The sequence below is a fragment of the Corynebacterium hylobatis genome (assembly GCF_003955685.1).
Classification (GTDB): Bacteria; Actinomycetota; Actinomycetes; order Mycobacteriales; family Mycobacteriaceae; genus Corynebacterium; species Corynebacterium hylobatis.
The window spans coordinates 131,172-150,783 of sequence record NZ_RXHJ01000006.1; the positions used below are offsets into that span (position 1 = coordinate 131,172).

A 19,612-nucleotide genomic window follows, 5' to 3' on the forward strand; every position below is an offset into this window, starting at 1 on the left:
ACGGATGCGAACGGACTCAAAACAGAGATGTGCCTGCGGCATGCTCTTCACCTGGACAACTACGGGAATACCATCAAGAACCTCCTCCCCTTCCCTTCTGCACCGGAGGGGTGACGCCACCAGGCTCAGATTGACGCGCGCGGGTAATTGGTACTGATGTTCTGGGGATCGGGTACCTCTGTTCTGCTCATCGGGTACCGGGGGTAATGAGCTGCGATCCTGTGACCGACGGCTTGCGCACAGTGGACGCGCAAGCCGTATGGTCAACAAAGGAGACCCGCAGATGACCGACTACCGGTCAATTTTGCTGTGGTTGCACGACGGCAGGTCCTACACCCAGATCGCCTCATACCTGGGATGCTCCCGCCGCACCATCAGTCACGCCCGAACCGTCCTGGATGCCCAGGGCTTCTCAGCCGCAGACATCACAGCCCTGAGCACCACCGACCTGGAGATCTTGTTCCCCGATCACCGACGACGCGACCCTGGTAGGTTCGTCCAACCGGATTTCGAGGCCATCGCCCACCGCCGGAAAACCCGCACCCGCATCACCCGCAAAGTCGAGTGGGAACGCTACCGGAAACTTCCCGCCGCACCCGGTCTGGAGTTCTACTCCTACCCGCAGTTTTGCTCCCTGTTCGACGACTACGTCCACGAACACGAACTGACCACCCAACTCGACCACCTTCCGGGGGAGAACATGCAGGTCGACTGGGCCGGCGAGACGATGACGGTGGTTGATCCGTTGTCGTCGCAGCGCTACCGGGTCTACCTGTTTGTCGCGAGCCTGCCGCACTCCGGGATGATCTACGCCTGCGGATGTCTGGATATGCGGATGCGTAACTGGTTGGCCTCCCACCAGCAGGCCTTCCGCTATTTCGGTGGCGTCCCCAGGGTGGTCATCCCTGATAATGCCGCGACCGCGACGTCCCAGGTGGCCCAGGGCACCCGGGTGAGGGATCTGACTGATGAATACTTCAAGTTCAGCACCCACTTCGGCTTCGGTGCCGTCGCCGCGCGTTCCTAGACCCCCAAAGACAAAGCTCATGTGGAAAAGAGCGTGGACATCGCTGAGCGCTGGATCATCGAGTACCTGGCCGACCGGAGTTTCTTCAGCCTGGAGGAATGCAACGAGGCAATCGCTGAGCAGGTGGAGTGGATCAACCACCGGGATCAGTTCCGCGGCCGGTCCCAATCGCGGTGGCAGCTGTTTGAGCAGTATGAACGTGATCAGTTGCTGCCGCTACCCGATCGTCCCTGGTCCTGGGCCGTGTGGCGTAAGTCCAAGGTGGGGATGAACTACCACATCAGGGTCGACAACCACTTCTACTCCGTGCCGTGGCAGTTGGCGGGGAAAACCGTCGAGACCTGCATCCTGGACGACGCCATCGACATCATCCACGACACCGAGATCGTCGCCCGGCACCGGAAAGGCCCCCGCAATTTCCAGTACTCCACCCTCGATGAACACGTGCCACCCTCGCATCAGGATCTGCGTACTCGGTGGGACAGGCAACGCATCGAGCAGTGGGCGGGAAGTATAGGAGCTTCTACCTTCGCGGTCATCGAGCAGATGTTTAACGCCAGGAAAGTCGAAGCTCAGGCCTATAATAGCTGCCTTGCGGTGCTGGCACTGTCGAAGGATTTCTCCCGCAGTGAACTCGAGCAGGCCTGCGACGTCATCATCCGCACCCGCCAGGTGCCGTCGGTACGCAGGATCAAAGAGCAGCTGACCGATCATCGCAAACATCCCCCAGTCACGGTAGAACCCACCGACCCCGCAGCGTCGACGACCCCGGGTGCGTCCACCCCGGCCACCACCCCTGCCCGGGTGGTGGCCCGTCCGGGGGACAACCCGAATGTCCGTGGCGCCGGTGCCTTCACCTTCAAGGAGGTGAACTAACCGATGACACTGACCCAGGAAGACATGGAACTGTTCAAGGAACTACGGATGACTGAATTCGGACGCGTAATCCAGGAGATCATCGACGACCCGGCCCGTGACCACGACAGTTTCGAAGGCAAGATCAAACAGGCCCTGTATGCCCAACGTGATGCCCGGGACAGTCGGCGGATCGAGAAACTCATGAAAGAAGCCGGCCTCAACACCACGGCTGCGGCCCTGGAGCGTTTTGACACCACCACCGACCGTGGGATCACCGCAGACCGGATCAATCGTCTGGCCTCGTGTGACTGGATCGTCCACGGTCAGGATCTGCTGCTCATCGGGGCGACCGGCACCGGGAAAAGCTACCTCGCCCAGGCACTCGGGGTTCATGCCTGCCGGTCGCAGTTTCCCACCCGCTATTACCGGCTGGCGGATCTGGCTGATGACTTCGACGCGTTGGCAGTCAACCCCGCCGCGCGTAAAGAGTTCCTGGCGTCGCTGGTCAAGCCGGCGTTGCTGGTACTAGATGATTTTCTGGCAACGACGGTGTCTGACCATGCGTTGTTCCAGGTCTTCAATCTCCTGGTCGCCCGGGAGAATTCCTCGACGGTGCTGGCCAGCCAGCACCAACCAGAGTACTGGTACTCGGTGTTCACGGATTCTGCTGTGGCGGATGCGGTGTTGAGCAGGCTGTCGAATAATGGTCTGCTGCTACGGCTGCGGGGAGAGGATATGCGCACACGTACGGACCTGAACGTGGATCATCCTTATCGCAATACCACGATTCCGAGGCATCTGCGACGCGCAGAACGATAGGAGGGGGTGAAAACAGCGGTACCGGAGGTTCAGACCTGCGGTACCGCTTCACCATATCCCCGGTCCCCGAAACAAGCGCAGGTCACTCAGATTTCCTGCCGTCTCAGGACCGTGTAACCAAGTATGGAAGGTGGCCCAGAGGATACTGTTCACCAGAAGAACCCCGTGGACCAGTTCATTCACATCAGGTTCACGGGGTTCTTCTTTCCGGCACAGTGTCTTTACGGACGGCAGCTCACAATCAGGAGGATGCCGGATATGGTCACCGAAAGAAGGCTTCGGGGAGCCCTGTTAGCTCTGGGGAAAGCCTGCCTCACGCATGCGGGTGCCCCAGATACCGGATTTACCAGGAGCAATGATCCCATTCGGATCGAGCGTGTCCTTGATGGACTCATTGAAGCGTCGCTGAGCATGATCATTGAAACCGAACTGATCGGCAGCGAGGTCCATGAACGACAGATGGGCGCGGTACTCTCCATAACCGAGTTCGCCGGCCTTTGCCACCATCCGCTTCGCTGCCGTGTAGGCCTTCTCCACCTGCTCCGGGTCCTTGGTGTCGAACGGGATTACATTGATGAAGGTGGTCGAGCGACCGTTGATCGGCAGCATGCCGCCCAGATAATCGAGCCCGGCTTCCGCACACATCTCCATCATCAGTTTCTGAGCGGCTTCTGCATGCTGCGTTGTGAGGGGGATGACCGGGGAGAAGTCGACGTGTCCGCCCTCTTCACCTCCCGCCCAGCTGGCCATGCGGTACAGGTCGTTGTTGGGCACACCGATCATCACCTGCTCGTGGGGGTTGGGCAGCGTCTCCCATTCGTCCGCACCATATTTCTCACCCCAGATCTCAACCCCCGGGATCTGCAGGAAACGTGCCTTGATCTTGGCGAAATTGTGGTCAACCACTGTTTCATCACCGTACAACGCAAAACGCATCATCCACCGGCCCAGACCCAGTTCATTCGCTATCTTGTCGATGACATCCTCGGGCACGGGCCCGGGGCCGTCGTACCACTGAGCACGGTCAGTAAGCATCGAGGCCATGATGAGAGTATTAGACAGCTGCGGACGCATGTTGATTGTTCCGGCGAGCATCAGTTCCCGCAAGGCATCAACCAGTGCCGGCATCTGAGCATCATCCCAGGAGCGCAGCCACAGCGGCATGTACACCTCGGGCTTGGGCATCAGCCAGTAACCCATTTTCGTGACGATGCCGTAGTTGGACTGCATGAACATCTCGGTGGAGGTCGGTCCGAGACCACGCTTGTACAGTGGCCAGGTGGGGTTGTTGTCCATCGCTCCCGACCCAGTCCGCATGAGGTCGCCGTTGGGGAGAACAACCTCGAATCCACAGTGGGATGCCTGATCGATCGAGTACGGCATGTAGGTCAGACCATGGTCAAGGGTGTTAGAGACAACTCCTCCCCAGCCGACGTCAACGATGGAGGCGACGAGATCATGACCTCCCTCCTTGATGGCGTCGTGCAGGTCGTACCAGCTCACGCCCGGTTCAAGGAGCGCGTAACCGAGCTCCTCATTGATTTCGAGCACACGGTTCATCTCCTTGAAAGAAACCATCACGGAACCTCGTACCTGGGGCGCAGCACCCCCGTACCCGTTGTTCTTTCCCCTGCCGATGGGCCACAGCGGAATGCGATGCTCGTTGGCGATTCGAACAATTGCCTGGACGTCCTCGGTGGAGGCGGGACTAACGACTGCGGACGGGACATTCATGGCGGCACCCGGAACCTGGTACGGGTCCTGGAAGTCCTGCAGAGCCTTGGGATCGTCGGTGACCTTCTCCTGACCGATGGCGGTTGCGAACGCAGTCAGTGCGCGCTCCAGCTCGGCCTCAGTGACTCCGGGTGGCACGGGACGGGCTGAAGTTACAGGGACGGTAGTCATTACTCATCATCTCCTTCGAAGTTCAGTGACTGGCGTCACGACTTCCTTTTATCGTGCCGTGCACCATAGGGGGATAGGAGGCCTCGCCCTGGTTGGTGCAGCCAGCGCATAGAAGTGTGCGCGGACTGCACCATCCTTCCGGAGCCCAGGGGATTGGGGTGCCACCGTGGTTGCATGAAATCACCGGCACAATCGAATGAAATGGAGAAACACCATGAGCGTTGGTCGTTTGGAAGGAAAAGTAGTGCTGCTGACGGGGATCGGCGGTGGAATGGGCCGCGTGACCGCGCAGCTGTTCGCCCAGGAAGGGGCCACGGTGGTGGGATGTGATCTCAACCCCGACAGTGCCGCGGAGACGGTTCGGCTTGTGGAGTCTGAGGGGGGTTTGATCGAATCCAGTGCTCCTGTGGATCTGAGCCGACAAGAAGATATTGAGAAGTGGGTAGCCGAGGCCGCTGAACGCCATGGGCGGATCGATGTACTCTACAACAATGCCAGCCTTCCCCGGTTCGCCCCGTTTGCCCAGACCAGTGAAGAAGATTATCTGTTCACCATCCAGAATGAGCTGCACCTGGTCTGGCACGCCTGCCAGACTGCGTGGCCACATCTGGCTGCAGTGGGAGGCACCATCGTCAACATCGGTTCCGGAGCCGGCATCCAGGGTGTCCGCTCCCTGCCTCAGGCCGCGCATGCCGCAGCGAAAGGTGCAGTGATCGGTCTTACCCGACAGCTGGCGGCGGAAGGAATGGCCGAGGGTATCCGGGTCAACTGCGTGAGCCCCGGTGTCATGGCGACTCCACCCGTCCTGGCCATGTTCGAGCAGTTCGGGGAGCAGGCGCCCGTAGCACCCGTCATCGAGCGCACGATTGACGGAAAGCCCGGCGACCCCCGCGCTGTAGCTTATGCCGGACTCTATCTGGCTTCTGACGAAGCGCAGTGGGTTACCGGAACCAACCTGGTTGTGGACGGAGGCGCCAGCGCGATCATGTAGGCCGACGCCACCCGGGCAAGCAGTTGCGGCCACAACCGATCATGGTTGTGGCCGCAACTCCGTATTCCTGAGTCCGGCAGACTCCTGCCCGGCTTCTTCCAACTCAGACCAGATTGAGCGCCGTACTCCGCTGTTGTGCGATAGATGCGTACTCTTCCAACAGCCCCGGGTCGTCGACTGCCCCCAAATCAGCCACTTCCCCCAGGGAAGCACCCTGGATAAGTCGCTTGACGGGCACTTCCAGTTTCTTACCCGTCCGCGTGTGGGGGATGCCGCGCACAGGGATGATCTCGTCCGGCAGATAGCGGGGTGAGAGTTGGAGGCGGATAGCCGAGATGATCGCGTGGCGGGCATCCTCCTCCTCAATGCCGGGCGCCACCTGAACGAAAAGTGGCATGTAATAACCCTCAGCGCCGATCTCGGCCCCCACGACCATTGCTTCCGTGATTTCCGGGAGAGCCTCAACCACCGTGTAGATATCGGCTGAGCCCAGACGTAGGCCGTTACGGTTCAGAGTCGAATCCGAGCGTCCGTGGATGAGAATGCCCGATGCGCTGAACTCGATAATGTCTCCGTGCCGCCACATTCCGGGAAAGGTTGAAAAATAGCTGTCGTGGTACCTTTCCCCGTTCTCATCTCCCCAGAAATAGAGGGGCATGGAGGGAATGGGATAGGTAACCACGAGTTCTCCCTTGCCCTGGGTGGGGTCCCCGTCCATGTCCCAGGACTCCACGCGGACTCCTAGCGCCGGTGCCTGGATAAAACCAGAGTGGACCGGGAGAGTAGATGAACCGCCCACGAAGATCGAAACGATGTCAGTCCCTCCACTCATCGAGGCGAGCCAGACGTCACCCACATGGGAGTACACCCATCGGAACCCATCCACGGATAGTGGGGAACCTGTGACCTGCAGACACTGTAGTTGCGACAGGTCATGGGTGGTCGCCGGATCCAGTTCCGTCTTGGCGCAGGCGTGGATGAAACCGGCGCTGACGCCCAAAGCTGCAGTGTGGGTGGCCGCTGCCACCTCCCAGACCCGATCCACCGACGGGAAAGTGGGGTTGCCGTCGACCAGGACGGCAGTGGCTCCCACACCGAGGGCACCAACCAGTGCGTTCCAGAGAACCCAGCTGGTGGAAGCCACATTCAGGTAGCGGTCTCCTGGCTGTAATTCAGTATGGAAAGTGAGCATTTTGAGCAGCTCGAGAAGCGCACCCCCGTGGCCGTGCACAATTCCCTTAGGTTTGCCCGTGGTCCCCGAGGAAAAGAGCACCCACAACGGGTGGCTGAAATCCACCTCAGCGTAAATAAGCTCCACGGCGTCGGTTGGTAACTGCTCCCATTTCAGGGAAGAAACAAATGGGTCGGGAACCGGCACGTCCGTATGTTCACTGACCCAGATGACATGCTCAAGATCGGGAAGCCCGGCGAATATCTCGGCAAGCGCCGCCCGGCAGTCCCGGTTCTTGCCGTTGAGGACATAACCCGGAGCAGCAATGATAACTTTCGGCTTGAGCTGGGAGAAGCGGGAGATCACCGCTCCGGGTCCGAACTCCGGGGCACAGATCGACCAGACGGCTCCGATAGAAGAGGTGGCCAGCAGTCCCACCACAGACTCAGTGATATTAGGCAGAACTGCCACCACCCGGTCGCCAGCCTGGACGCCCACCGACCGCAGGTGCTGGGCCAGTGCTGCCACTTCTTGGCGCAGCCCCTCCCAGCTGGTCTCCCTGGTCTGCCCATCTTCCGAAACTGCCACCAGAGCGGTGCCACTCCGCCCGTCCAGAAGGTGTCGGGCGAAGTTGACGGTACGCCCCGGAAACCACCGGGTGTGCGGCATGGACTCGTCAGTGCGGACGGGGCCGGTCGGCCCGCCAAGCCGAACACCGGAGAACTCGGCGAAGAGTTCCCAGAAGCGTTCCGGTGCATCAACTGACCACTGCCACAGGTCGTCGTAGGTCTCGCCGATGGTGATGTCATGGCCCTGCAGATAGGTCACGAACTGCGTCACTGCCGAAGAATCAATCGTGCCCTGATCGGGGGTCCAGATAACCTCACCGAACGCGGCCTCTTTGTCGATGATCATGACACTCCTGTCTTCACCCCGGCAGAACGCCGCAATTCAGCAATCTCCGCTGCTGACTGCGGCGGGGTGCCGATCAGGACGAACAGCACCCGAGCGGTCTTGTCTGTCCGGTTGGACCACGCATGGCTGGTGGCGCGCTGGATTGCCACGTCCCCCGCACGAAGAGTCGCTTCCCCTTCATCCACCAGGAGAGTGATCTCTCCGTCGAGTACCACGGCATAATCCAGAGAATCTGTGCGGTGGAACCAGAAGTGCTTGCCCGCGCTGTGCTGGTTGCCGGCCTCTGCCTCATCATGCCCGTCCAGTTCGTTGAAGATCACTGAATCAGCTTCATCGGGATACACGGAGTCCGGGGGAAAATCGGCGATCCGGAAAATTGTCTCGCCCGGACCAGGGAAGGACGGGATCTCCGTAGCAGCGGTGGCAGGGTCGTTATCCCTCACGTGGTCGATAGGTACGTCCTCTGTCCACCAGGGCACGGTCGCACCGAAACCGGGGATGGAAGGGGATTCAAAACTGTTGGGGGCAGGGCCATCAGAAAGGATGATGGCCTCACCGGAGTCATTGTGCCCGGTCACCACCCGGCGTACAGGTCGTCGAGTCATGGTCAGTTCTCCTCGTCATCAAAGGGGTAGGGGCGCGGGGTTGGCCACCACGGGGGTGTCTCTTTCTGGTTGGCCACCGGATTCCGCAGCGTGCCGACTCCTTCCAGCTCAAGCTCGACTACATCACCCGGCTGCAGGAAGCGGTTGATCTCCACACCGGCACCGAATCCCATCGTTCCGGAGCCGATGAGATCCCCTGGCTGGAGTCCGTCGAAGATGGAGACGTAGGCCACCAACTCGGCGGGGGTGTAGACGAAATTCTCGACCCGGGTGTCGGACCAGACCTCACCGTTGACCCGAACCTGGCCCTTGAGCCCTTCAATAGAGTCAATCTCGTCCATGGTGGTGATCCACGGTCCGATGCCGTAGGCAAAGTCCTTACTGTGCTGGGCCCCCATACCGATGGGGCCCTCGAGTGCCTGGACATCCCGCAGGCTCCAGTCGTTGAAGATGGTGATGCCGAAGATATGGTCCATCGCTTCGTCCGGCGTCAGGTTCCTTCCCGGCTTGCCCACGATGTAGCCGATCTCCAGCTCGTAATCGAGTTTCTCGGAGATGTCGGGGTAGGGAATGGTCTGGTCGGTGCCGTACACCGTTGCCGTCGATCCCTTGAAAAAACCGGGCCGTTCATAGACGGCTCGGACAGGCTTGGAATGCACCACGTTCTTGAAGTAGTTCTCGATGTGGGTACCGAACGTGAGTCCGTCGCGAATCACCGGCGGGTCAACTGCCGCCCGCCACTCGACCTCAGCTAGGGGAAGCGAGGCGTCGTCAGCTGCATCGAGAGCTTCACGGGCCAGTTCGAGGAACGCTTCGCCAGCGGCAATTCCCCGGGACAGACTGCCCGGGAACACGTTCTGCGCGACCTCGCGCGCCCGCTCCGCGGTGGCGCCCCTGCGCTGCAGGGTCAGAGCATAGGCCCGGGCGAGATCAATGACCCTGCCTGCCTCGGGTTCGACCGCCACCACTCTGATCTGTTCACCATCAGGTGTCTGTACTGCAATTCGTCCCAGTTTCATGTACGTACTCCTAGAAAATTGTCTGTTTGATGTTTGCCAATTCATGGCGGGGTGTGATCACACCCCGCCATGCCCAGGAAATCCCTGAGTCTTAAACCGGAGGGGCCACGTAGAGGCCCTTGTCCGGATCATTGAACATCTCCCGCGTAATGAAGTCGTCCATGTCGTTGGCCGTTCCCCACTGGTCGGAGGTCTCGGATTCCTTGACGTTGAAGACGGAGGGGTGCCAGGTGTCCTCCTCCACCGTCTCCAGCTCAGTGGTGTACTCCATCGTGTTTCCGTTGGGGTCGAGGAAATAGGTGAAGGTGTTGTCACCGGCCCGGTGGCGGCCCGGACCCCACAGCTTCTGCCAACCGGACCGCATCATGCGGCCACTGCCGCGCATGTACTCATCCAGTCCACGCAGCTCAAAGGATGCGTGCTGCAGCGATGCGTGGGGGCCACGGGCAATGGCCATGCTGTGGTGCTGCGCGTTGCAGCGCATAAAGTAGAAGAGATCACCGGTCCGGGGATGGTTCAGCGTGTCAGACAGTCGGAATCCGAGGTGCTTCTCGTACCAGGCCCGCATCTTCTCGGGCTCAGGCGAGTTGAGGACCACGTGAGACAGGCGGACCGGGATATCCTCCCGTTCCTCGATCTTGCGGTGCTGCCGTACCTCGACATCCGAGGAGACCTCGATGGTGCGTCCCTCCAGATCGAAGAAGCGGAAGCCGTATCCGCCACCGGCAGTCTGGACGTCGGTGGGCTCGTTGATCAGATGGACACCCGAGGCCGCAAGATCCTGGGCGAGCTTCTCGACGGACTGCCGGTCGGCAGCACCGAAAGAAACCAAGTCGAGACGCTTGTCATCTGCCCTGCGCACGCGCACCACGTACTGCTCGGGGGAACCTTCAGCGGCGAAATAGGTGAGATCGGAGCCGTCGGTGGTGGCCGTCAGACCCCAGTGCTTACCGTAGAACTCCACCTGCTTGTGATAGTCCGGAACCGCGAGATCGAAGTGGCGTAGATGAGTGATCGGACTGAAGGACATGATGTTCTCCTTGAATATGAAGTGAGTGGGTCATGCATTCTGGACGGTTTCGACCGCCAGGCCGGGGAGATGGCGGATCAACCGGTCGAATTCAGCAGGCGAATCCGCGACGCCGAGGACATGACGGTCGGGTCGAATGAGGACGGCCCGGGTATCAAGATCCTCCAGCAGGGAAGCGACCTCTGCCGTTTGCCGGATCACGGTGACCTCTTCACCGGACTCGAGCTGCTGGCGCAGATCCACATCAGCCCCGCTGTACAGTTCGGGGTCAACCACGAGGGCGAAACGAAGCCCGACGAGTTCATCGAGGCGTACGCCATCGGCCAGGATCGGCTGGGGGCTTAGCTGTCCGGCCCAGGGATTGGCTTCACCGTCGTGCAGGCCGGGTCCCAGCGGAGGAGAAACCGGGGCGGCTTCCGCAGGGTTGGCCCGAATGAAGGCGTCCCGCCGGCGGGCCGCCTCCGGATCTAGGGTCTGGAGGAAATCTGCTGCTTTGACCGCCTGCTCAACCCAGAACCTGGCGTGCGGTTTGCGTTCCGTTTCGTAGGTGTCCAGTAGAGCGACGTCCTCCACCCCGCGTTTAACCAGGTCAAGTTTCCAGACCAGGTTGGCGATATCCCGGATTCCGGCGCAGAGCCCCTGGCCGAAGCACGGCGGAGCCTGATGCGCAGCATCGCCGGCGAGGAAGATGTTGCCTTCTCTCCATCGCTGGGCGATACGTCCCCGAAACGTGTAGATGGCCTGTCGCTCAGCAGTGAAGTTTGCGGCTGGCAGGACTCCGCGACTGATGCGCTCGATGGCTTCCGGGGTGACTATCTCATCGCGGTCGTCACCGTCCAGGAGCATGAACTCCATGCGCACCCGGGTGCCGGGAAGACGGACCCACATGGCAGGCCGGGTGTGGTGGCAGATGAAGACCATGTCGTCCTCGTAACCGGGACTGTCCTTCAGGTGACCATCCACCACCACCCAGTCTGCGTCGTCACCGAACTTGTCACCCTCAATACCCAGGGACCTCCGGACTGACGAACGAGCACCGTCAGACGCGATGACCCACCGTGACCGGAGGATCCGTTCTGCTCCGTCCCGATCAATTGTGGTCACCTCCACACCACCCGGTATGTTCCTGACTCCCTCGGCCGTGACACCACAGCGCAGTTCAATCCCGGTCAGTTCAGCGATGGCCTCCCGCAGTACACGCTCAAGATCCGGCTGGTGGAAAGTGAGGTCATCGGGCCACGCCTGGGTCCCGAAGCGCCCGGTCGGGACGGAGACGAGGATCTCCTGCGCCTCATTCTGGATGTGCATGGAGTTCATCGGGCGGGTGGTATCGGCCAGTTTCTCGGTGATGCCGAGCGACTGCAACATCCGGAAAGCTTCCCCGTCGAAATGCACGGCGCGAGCGGTGGGCCAGACGTCGGAACTCTTCTCCACACCGATGGCGGTCAGCCCCCGCTGGCCGAGCATGGCCAGGGCTGTCACCCCGACGGGTCCACCGCCAATCACTATTACGTCTGCATCGAAAGTGCCTGTCATGGCTACCCCTTCAGATTCGGTTCGGTTCGTTTCGTATCGATTGTAGGGCGGGTCACACCCAAGCACAAGGGGTGAGGTGAATCTCGCCAAAAATGGCTGTACCGTCAGGCCTTCCACACGGTCTTCAGGTTGCAGAACTCCCGGATACCGTCAGCAGCCAGCTCCCGACCGTAACCCGAGCGCTTGATACCCCCGAAGGGCAGTTCCTGGTAGGAGACGGTCATGCCGTTAATGAACACGGCCCCCGCATCAAGATTCCGCAGGAACCACGACTGCTCCTCCGGCTCAGTTGACCAGACCGAGCTGGACAGACCGAAAGAGGTCTGATTGGCAATGCGTAGCGCATCCTCAGCGCTCTCAGCGCGATACAGGGAAGCGACAGGACCGAAGGTCTCCTCCTGCACCACCCGCATGCTGCCATCGAGTCCGGCGAGAATGGTGGGCGCATAGAAGAATCCGTCCCCTTCGGGCACATATCCTCCCACCAGGACCTCTGCACCCTTAGCCACCGCGTCATCCACCAGTTCCATCAGATCGTCACGTCCACCCCGGGTCGCCAGGGGGCCGACATCCACGGAAGGATCAAGCGGGTCACCGACCACCAGGGCCGACATATGCGCGACGAATGCCTCGGCAAATTCCTCGTAGACGTCCGTATGGACAATAAAACGCTTGCCCGCAATACAGGACTGCCCATTGTTACTGATACGCGCCCGCACCGCAGTGACGGCAGCTGACGCAATATCTGCTGAGGGCATCACGATGAAGGGGTCGGAACCACCGAGCTCCAGGACGGATTTCTTAATATTGTCACCAGCGATCGAGGCAACCGAGCGACCGGCAGCCTCGGATCCGGTGAGAGTGACCGCCTTGACCCGGGGATCGGACAGCACGTCAGCCACCTCCGAGCCACCGATCAGCAGGGTCCGGAAAGAACCGCCGGGGAAACCCGCCCGCTCGAAGAGGGTGTCGAAAAAGAGCGCAGCCTGCGGCACATTCGAGGCATGCTTGAGCAGCCCCGCATTGCCCGCCATCAGGGCAGGAGCAGCAAACCGGACCACCTGCCAGATCGGATAGTTCCAGGGCATGACGGCGAGCACCACACCCAGCGACTCATAGCAGGTCCAGGCCCGGGAGGCGCCGACCACTGCCGGATCCTCCAGGGGGACCTCAGCGAGAAATTCCTCGGCATGGTCCGCATAGAAACGCATGGCCTTGGCCGACTTATGCACCTCAGCTACGGACTGCTGGATGGGCTTGCCCATCTCCACAGTGATCAGCTCTCCCAGACCTTCAGCCTGGTCGGTGAGGATGTCGGCCGCAGCGTGCATCCACCGGGCCCGCTGCTCGAAGGTCGTCGAGCGCAGCTTCCGCGCCGCGACATCAGCTTCGTCGATCCGCTCGAGCGTCTCGACGCGATCATGCCTTTTCACCAGCACCTCGGTGGCTCCGGTGGTGGGGTTAATTGTTGCGAGGGTCATATCTGCCTTCCTGCTTGAGATGAGGGTCACGTTCAGTATAATGGAAACGGTGCGTTTCGAACAGCATTTAATGATCTACTTTTCCAGCCATCCAGATACCGGTCCCTTCACACCTGAGGAGTGGCATGACCGAGCAAGTTCTCTCCCCTAGACCCCCACTGTTCCTCAGCGATACCGACATCGCTGAACTGTCCGATGTCCGCGCCGCCATGGAGGCGGTCCGGGACGCCTACTGCATACTCGAGGAGGAGGGTCGCACCCCCGGACGCATCTTCGCCCAGTCTGAGCAGGAGTGGATGCGCATCATGCCGTCCGTTCCGTCTTCAGGTCGACTCTTTGGTGCCAAATCCATCGTCGGCAGCTTCGCCTCCGGTCTCTCGGTGAGCTACCTGATCACCCTCTTCGACAAGGAGACCGCCGAGCTGGTGGCACTGTTGGACGGCAACCGGGTGACCGGGTTGCGGACAGCAGCCACCACGGCCGTCGGGACGTCAACAATCGTCCCGGACAGATCCCTGACCGTGGGAGTCATCGGCTCCGGATTCGAGGCCCGATCCCACCTGCAGGCGCTGTCACACATCGCCCGATTCTCCTCCATCCGGGTGTTTAGCCCGACCGAGGCCAACCGGGAGGCTTTCGCCCGGGATTTCAACGGTCTCGACGGAGCATCGGCCACAGCCGTCTCCTCGGCGGCGGCTGCCTCTGAAGGTGCTGACCTGATCCTCTGTGCAGCCCGTTCCCGGGACGAGATACCCATCATCGAGTCCCGCCATGTCGGGGATGACGCGACCGTCATCTCCATCGGCTCTACCACCGCAGGTCAGCGCGAGCTTCCCGTCGACCTGATCGAACGGGCCACCACCATTGTCGTGGACACCTACGACGAAGTGGTCCACGACAGTGGCGACATGATCGCGGCCCAGACAGAGGGCGTGGACCTGACATCGAAGGTTATCACCCTGAACGATGCCCTGCGGGGCAAGGCACCGATCGACACCCAGCGCGGCATCCGTATCTACAAGTCAACGGGTTCCGGCCTCCAGGACATCGTCGTCGCGGAGATGCTCGTAAACCGGGCACGCACACAGGGCCGGGGCGTCCCCCTGGCTACCACCATTGTCACCACCCGCAAATAATTGAAGGAGAAAACCATGGATTACACCAAGACTGAAGCACGGGCCTGGGCCCGGGAGAACTTCAAGGGCACCGTGGCCGTGACCCACCCCTCGTACACCCCTGATTTCTCAGCTATCAATGAGAACGCGATCCGCCATGACATTCTGCGCCTGAAGGAACTCGGTTACACGGGCTCCCTCCTGGTCGCCGAGGTGAATGTCACCCCGGAGGAGAACGCGCGCATCACTGAGATCGCACGTGAGGCCGCCGGCCCTGATTTCGGCCTGTTCTTCCACGCCATCTTCGGCACCCTTGAGGAGAACATCCACGCCGCCAACCTCGCCGCCAAGGCCGGAGCCGACCGCGCCCTGCTTGCCTACCCCGCCTCCTTCTGGCCGACCTCCTACGACGAGGTCTTTGACTACACCAAGAAATTCACTGACAGCACTGACCTCGCCACCATGCTCTTCCCTTTGCCCGCCTGGGGCTTCGAGCGCATCCACCCGGCAGGCATGAGCGTCGATTTCGTCCATCGAGTGCTTGACGCCATGCCAAGCATCGTGGCCATCAAGGCGGAACAGGGTTACCCCGGCATCCCGGGCCTGATGGAGATGTATCACCACTTCCGGGAGGAGGTCATCATCTCCTGTCCCATCGAGGCCGACACAATCCCGCTCATGTCCCAGCTGGACCTGCAGTTCTCGGGCACCGCAAACACCCACTGGATGGGCGATTACTATCCACGCGCCTTCGAACTGGCCCGGACCGGTCAGTGGGAGAAGGCCATGGAGTTGTATTGGAAGGTCCAGCCTGCCCGCGCGGCCAACACGTCCGTCTCCTCCACCTCCACCCCGGGTACCAACACCATCAACCGCACCCAGTGGAAGTACCAGGAATGGCTGGCCGGCTTCAACGGTGGTGCCCTGCGCCCGCCGTCATCCAAGCTGCCTGACCGCTTCATGAAGCAGCTGCGTGCGGGTCTGATCGCCTCAGGCCTGCCTGTCACGGATCTGCCGGATGAGGAATTCGTGAAGGGTCGTGTCTCACCCTAAACGTTCCTCTCACGGCTCCGGGGCCACCAGGTTTCCTGGTGGCCCCGGAGCCGCTTCCCTTCTTCTCAGACCTGTCCAGTGTCAGCGGCCCGCACCAGGCGGGCCCATCTAGGTGGAGGGCTCCCCCGTGGTCCTGCCCGTACCGCGGAACAGAGCGATGGTGCGTTCCCCACTGCGTACCGTGACGTCCACGATGATTCGGCGCCCACCGCTGAAAGAGACGACGGCCTCCGCCACGAGAATCTCCCCTGCCCTGGCAGGGGAGAGAAAGGAAATCTGCGCATCCACCGTGGCCACCCGTGACAGGACAGAATTGGCGGCGCAGGCGAAGGCATAGTCGGCCAGGGAGAACACGAAGCCGCCGTGGATCACCTCGATGCCGTTGATCATGTCGGACTCCACCGTCAGGTGGGCCGTGGCCTGACCCTGACCCACCTCCGTACCCCAGATGCCCAGGCGTTCACGGCTCTGGTCCGCCTCAAGCATCTCCGTCACGAAACTATCGTTGACCTGGTCGGAGTCCCTCTCAGCCATTCCACTCATGCCAGCCTCTCAATCACCATGGCCATGCCCTGGCCGCCACCTACGCACAGAGTAGCGAGGCCAAGGGATCCGTCCGTGGAGCGCAGTCCATTCATCAAGGTGCCCACCAGACGGACGCCGGTAGCCCCGAAAGGATGACCGATGGCGATGGCACCGCCATGGACATTGACCTTCTCCGGATCCGCTGACAGGCCACGCACAACCGGCACCACCTGTGCTGCGAAAGCCTCATTGAGTTCGATGAGGTCGATGTCGTTGATTGTCATTCCCAGCCGCTTCAGCACCTTCTCGGAGGCACCGATCGGCCCAAGGCCCATGATCTCCGGCGACAGTCCTGTCGCGGCGGTCCCCAACACACGTGCCAACGGAGTGATGTCCAGCTCCTCGGCGCGCCGCGCGCTCATGAGCACTGCGGCAGAGGCTCCGTCATTGAGCGGGCTGGCGTTACCGGCGGTTACCGTCCCGCCCTCCAGGAAGGCAGGGCGCAGGGCCGCCAGGCCCTCCATCGTGGTGCTGGGCCGAGGGCCGTCATCAGTCTGGACCACTGTGCCGTCAGCACGCTCATAGGGCAGGATCTCCTGGGTGAAGAATCCCTGCTCGATGGCCCGGGTGGTCCGCTGCTGCGACAGCAGGGCCCATTCATCCTGCTCCTTCCTGGTGGTACCCGTGGTCCGGGCCACGAACTCAGCAGTGGCCCCCATGGGGATGTAGAGGTCGGGCAGCTCACCGGTTTCCCGGGGATCACACCATCTCTCACCGGACTCGAGAATGCGCCGGGTGCGGGAGGCCTCCGCTTCCATTCCCGGGTAAGGACTGGTGGTGACGGGAGGGGTCGTCGAGGTGGATTCCACGCCTCCCACCAGGTAGATGTCTCCGTCCCCGGCTTTGATTGCCCTGGCTCCGGCGGATACAGCTTCAAGAGAGGATGCGCAGAAGCGGTTGATGGTCACGCCGGCGAGTTGGTCCCTGTCGGACAGAACGGCCACCCGTCGGGCGATGTTGTCACCCTGGGCGCCTTCCGGCACTGCGGTGCCGAGATAGAAATCATCCACGCTCGCCCTGCCCAGGGCAGGAATTGAGAGCATCACAGCAGACACCGCAGCTCGGGCCAGATCCTCCGGTCGCTCTCCGGCGAGCGTTCCCTTCCGGGCCTTGCCGAAGGGTGTGCGTTGATATGCCACGATGACGGCGTCGTGGGGCGCAAGAGTGGTAACCATATTCTTCGTGTTCCTTCCAGGGCAGGCAACCGCCCTTTCAATTCGATACGTTTCGAACTGTTAGCTTACTCCTAACCATCACCCCGTTCCAGGGCTACGTTCGTTTCATACGGATCAGCAGGAAGGATAAGGTCAGAACATGGCACTCAGAAGCGAAGAAAGTCATCAGGCGATCCTCAACGCCACCATGGCCCTCGTGAATCCCGAGGATGGGGAGGGATTTTCCCTGCAGAAGCTCTCCATTGAGCGGATCGCCCGGGAAGCCGGTGTCAGCAAGACGACCATCTACCGCTGGTGGCCCAGCAAAGTGGCCGTGGTGATCGACAGCTTTCTCGAGCACCATGTGGCCCGCACACCCTTCAATGAGGAACTGCCCGCTGTCGATTCACTACGGGACCATCTCGGGTCAGTCGCGGAAGTCTATGGGACCGGTGAGGGGCGCCTGGTCGCGCAGCTGATTGCCGAATGCCAGCATGACCCGGAGGCGATGAAGGAGTTCAAGGACCGGTTCTGGCTCAACCGTCTGGAAACCGCCACCTCACTCATTCATCGCGCCCAGTCAGAAGGTGTGATCCGGAACGACATCTCCTCCCGCGAGATAGCAGACATCCTCTACGCACCGATCTATTTCCGCCTTCTCCTGCAGTCCGGCCCCCTTGACCGGGACTGGGCCCATAGCCACTTCGACATCGCCATGGAAGGGGTCCGCAGCCGGAATTGAGCGGACCACCGGGAGCGCCACTAAGGTCGTGGACCCTGCCACCATGATGGCGGCAGGGTCCACGGACTTTCATAACAGAGCAGGTCACGGCCGGCCAGTACGGACTCGGCCGTCGGGAAGCAGACCCCTACGAGGTGAAGAGTACACTCTCCTGATCCCGCGCAGGAGCCTGCTCCACGGGGGCGACCTTGGGGGGCCGAGCCAGCATCTTGAGACCGGCGAGCGCCAGCCCGAGGATCCCAAACGGAACGAGCAACGCCAGGAAGAAGCCGCTCAGTCCCAGACCCGCACCGATGATGACTCCACCGAGCGCACCCTGACCGGCAGAGCCCAGGCGGGCGCTAAATTCGGTCGTGCCCACACCCGTCGCCCGCATGTCCGTGGGATAGGAGTCAACCGCCAGGATATTGCGGGTCGGGCCCAACGCGGCGGGGAGGAAGAAACCAGCCGCGGTCAAAGCGACCGCCAGGGGGATGAAACCGGCGTCATTGACGAAGCTGACGATCACCGCCACGAGCGCAGAGCAGGCCAGACACAGGGCGATGACCCCGAAGTGGTGCCACTTGGCCAGAACCGCGCCCAGCAACAGAAGGCTCAGGACGCTCGCGAATCCGTAGAGAGCGACGATGGTGCTGCTCTGGACGGTGGTGAGGCCGGGCACGGGAAGCTGGAGCAGGGTCGGGAGGTACTGGATAACGAGCAACTGGGTTCCCAGGGACACGAAGCCGAAGGCCCAGAGCAGCAGAGTGGTCAGCGTGAAGGGCCGGGTCAGCAGACGCCGCAGGGTTCCCCTGCTGAGCTCCTCTACATCCGGTACGAAGAACTCGACCGAACTGACATCGAGCCGCGGCAGCAGGCGACTGAGGGAGCGGCGTGCCTTCGCCATCTCACCCCGGGCAGCCAGGAACCCGGGCGATTCGGGCATGCCGATCCAGATCAGGAGCGTGAGCACGAGGGGGACCACTCCCCCGATGATCAGGAGCGTCCGCCAGCCCTGCGTGGGCAGGATAAAACCAGCCAGAGTGGCACCGACGGTGGTGCCCAACCCGAGCCCGGCGTAGGCGGCGGCAATCATCGCGCCGCGACGCCGCTCCGGCACCAGGTCAGCGAGAAGCGTGACCGCAGTCGGCAGCACCGCACCGATGCCCACACAGGCGATGAAACGCCACAGGGTGAACGCGTTCAGGTTGTTGGCGGTCCCCCCGAAAATTGTTCCGAAAGAGAGCAGCAGACCGGCGACCACCAGAATGCTCTTGCGCCCCCACCGGTCCGCCAACCGGCCGGCCAGGAAAGAACCCAGCCCCATGGCCAGGAAGCCCCCAGACACGATCAAGGCGATGCCCCCACCGATGGACACCCCCCACTCCTTGATCAGCGAGGGGAAGATGTGGCTGACGATGGTCGAATCCATGCCGTCTGCCATGAGCAGGAAGAAAATGAGGATGAAATAGAGCCAGTGGCGTCTGGTGAGGCCAGCAGATTCGATGACTTCGGCGATGTTACGCCGTTCTACTGGAGCAGCAGTCATGGCGGGACCTTTCCCTTTCGATTCCGGTCGTCATGACCTGCGTCACAACGTAATGCAATACTATACGTTTCGAATCGA

17 protein-coding genes are annotated in these 19,612 nt (G+C 61.5%); 7 read left to right on the forward strand and 10 right to left on the reverse strand.

Features of this window, described 5'->3' with window-relative positions; translation table 11 throughout:
- Positions 1-283: 283 nt before the first annotated feature.
- The 3 genes from EAH68_RS06355 to EAH68_RS06365 are packed head-to-tail and all read left to right on the forward strand — an operon-like array spanning position 284 to position 2,704.
- The gene (locus EAH68_RS06355) at positions 284-1,027 is read left to right on the forward strand and encodes a DDE-type integrase/transposase/recombinase (protein ID WP_164546416.1); all 744 of its coding nucleotides are present in this window, start codon (positions 284-286) and stop codon (positions 1,025-1,027) included.
- 33 nt (positions 1,028-1,060) lie between these two features.
- Positions 1,061-1,903, forward strand: a complete 843-nt coding sequence (locus tag EAH68_RS06360) for a Mu transposase domain-containing protein (protein ID WP_126120486.1) — start codon at positions 1,061-1,063, stop codon at positions 1,901-1,903.
- A 3-nt stretch (positions 1,904-1,906) separates the two neighbouring features.
- Positions 1,907-2,704: an ATP-binding protein gene (locus EAH68_RS06365; RefSeq protein WP_126120487.1), complete on the forward strand. Its 798-nt coding sequence runs from the start codon at positions 1,907-1,909 to the stop codon at positions 2,702-2,704.
- A 291-nt stretch (positions 2,705-2,995) separates the two neighbouring features.
- On the opposite strand, the gene EAH68_RS06370 is transcribed toward EAH68_RS06365, so the two are convergent.
- The gene (locus EAH68_RS06370) at positions 2,996-4,609 is read right to left on the reverse strand and encodes an FAD-binding oxidoreductase (RefSeq protein ID WP_126120488.1); all 1,614 of its coding nucleotides are present in this window, start codon (positions 4,607-4,609) and stop codon (positions 2,996-2,998) included.
- A gap of 214 nt (positions 4,610-4,823) precedes the next feature.
- On the opposite strand from EAH68_RS06370, the gene EAH68_RS06375 reads away from it, so the two are divergent.
- A complete protein-coding gene (locus EAH68_RS06375) occupies positions 4,824-5,600 on the forward strand; it encodes an SDR family NAD(P)-dependent oxidoreductase (RefSeq protein ID WP_126120489.1) in 777 nt (258 codons plus the stop codon).
- Positions 5,601-5,703: 103 nt separating this feature from the next.
- Here the strand turns inward: EAH68_RS06375 and EAH68_RS06380 are convergent, their stop codons facing one another.
- The 6 genes from EAH68_RS06380 to EAH68_RS06405 form a co-directional block, all read right to left on the reverse strand.
- Positions 5,704-7,686: an acetoacetate--CoA ligase gene (locus tag EAH68_RS06380; protein ID WP_126120490.1), complete on the reverse strand. Its 1,983-nt coding sequence runs from the start codon at positions 7,684-7,686 to the stop codon at positions 5,704-5,706.
- Positions 7,683-8,264 (reverse strand): cupin domain-containing protein, encoded by a 582-nt coding sequence (locus tag EAH68_RS06385; protein WP_206436364.1) that lies wholly within the window; start codon positions 8,262-8,264, stop codon positions 7,683-7,685. The genes EAH68_RS06380 and EAH68_RS06385 overlap by 4 nt, the downstream gene beginning before the upstream one ends.
- 29 nt (positions 8,265-8,293) lie before the next feature.
- Positions 8,294-9,310: a fumarylacetoacetate hydrolase family protein gene (locus EAH68_RS06390; RefSeq protein WP_126120492.1), complete on the reverse strand. Its 1,017-nt coding sequence runs from the start codon at positions 9,308-9,310 to the stop codon at positions 8,294-8,296.
- Between the two features lie 91 nt (positions 9,311-9,401).
- The gene (locus EAH68_RS06395; protein WP_126120493.1) at positions 9,402-10,340 is read right to left on the reverse strand and encodes a VOC family protein; all 939 of its coding nucleotides are present in this window, start codon (positions 10,338-10,340) and stop codon (positions 9,402-9,404) included.
- 30 nt (positions 10,341-10,370) lie between these two features.
- Positions 10,371-11,876, reverse strand: a complete 1,506-nt coding sequence (locus tag EAH68_RS06400; RefSeq protein WP_126120494.1) for a bifunctional 3-(3-hydroxy-phenyl)propionate/3-hydroxycinnamic acid hydroxylase — start codon at positions 11,874-11,876, stop codon at positions 10,371-10,373.
- A 104-nt stretch (positions 11,877-11,980) separates the two neighbouring features.
- Entirely contained in the window at positions 11,981-13,357 is a 1,377-nt protein-coding gene (locus tag EAH68_RS06405; RefSeq protein WP_126120495.1) for an aldehyde dehydrogenase family protein, read from the reverse strand.
- 125 nt (positions 13,358-13,482) lie between these two features.
- Between EAH68_RS06405 and EAH68_RS06410 the strand changes: the two genes are divergently transcribed.
- Together EAH68_RS06410 and EAH68_RS06415 are read left to right on the forward strand one after the other, a co-directional pair.
- On the forward strand, positions 13,483-14,493 hold the full coding sequence (locus EAH68_RS06410) for an ornithine cyclodeaminase family protein (protein WP_126120496.1): 1,011 nt from the start codon (positions 13,483-13,485) through the stop codon (positions 14,491-14,493).
- Positions 14,494-14,508: 15 nt separating this feature from the next.
- Positions 14,509-15,525, forward strand: a complete 1,017-nt coding sequence (locus tag EAH68_RS06415) for a dihydrodipicolinate synthase family protein (protein ID WP_126120497.1) — start codon at positions 14,509-14,511, stop codon at positions 15,523-15,525.
- Positions 15,526-15,633: 108 nt separating this feature from the next.
- Here EAH68_RS06415 and EAH68_RS06420 read toward each other — a convergent pair whose 3' ends face one another.
- Positions 15,634-16,059, reverse strand: a complete 426-nt coding sequence (locus EAH68_RS06420; protein WP_206436365.1) for a hotdog fold thioesterase — start codon at positions 16,057-16,059, stop codon at positions 15,634-15,636.
- 5 nt (positions 16,060-16,064) lie between these two features.
- Positions 16,065-17,285 (reverse strand): acetyl-CoA C-acyltransferase, encoded by a 1,221-nt coding sequence (locus tag EAH68_RS06425; RefSeq protein ID WP_126120499.1) that lies wholly within the window; start codon positions 17,283-17,285, stop codon positions 16,065-16,067.
- A 139-nt stretch (positions 17,286-17,424) separates the two neighbouring features.
- Here EAH68_RS06425 and EAH68_RS06430 point away from each other — a divergent pair, with 139 nt between their 5' ends.
- A complete protein-coding gene (locus EAH68_RS06430) occupies positions 17,425-18,006 on the forward strand; it encodes a TetR/AcrR family transcriptional regulator (RefSeq protein WP_126120500.1) in 582 nt (193 codons plus the stop codon).
- Between the two features lie 127 nt (positions 18,007-18,133).
- On the opposite strand, the gene EAH68_RS06435 is transcribed toward EAH68_RS06430, so the two are convergent.
- Positions 18,134-19,534, reverse strand: a complete 1,401-nt coding sequence (locus EAH68_RS06435) for an MFS transporter (protein ID WP_126120501.1) — start codon at positions 19,532-19,534, stop codon at positions 18,134-18,136.
- Between the last annotated feature and the right edge of the window lie 78 nt (positions 19,535-19,612).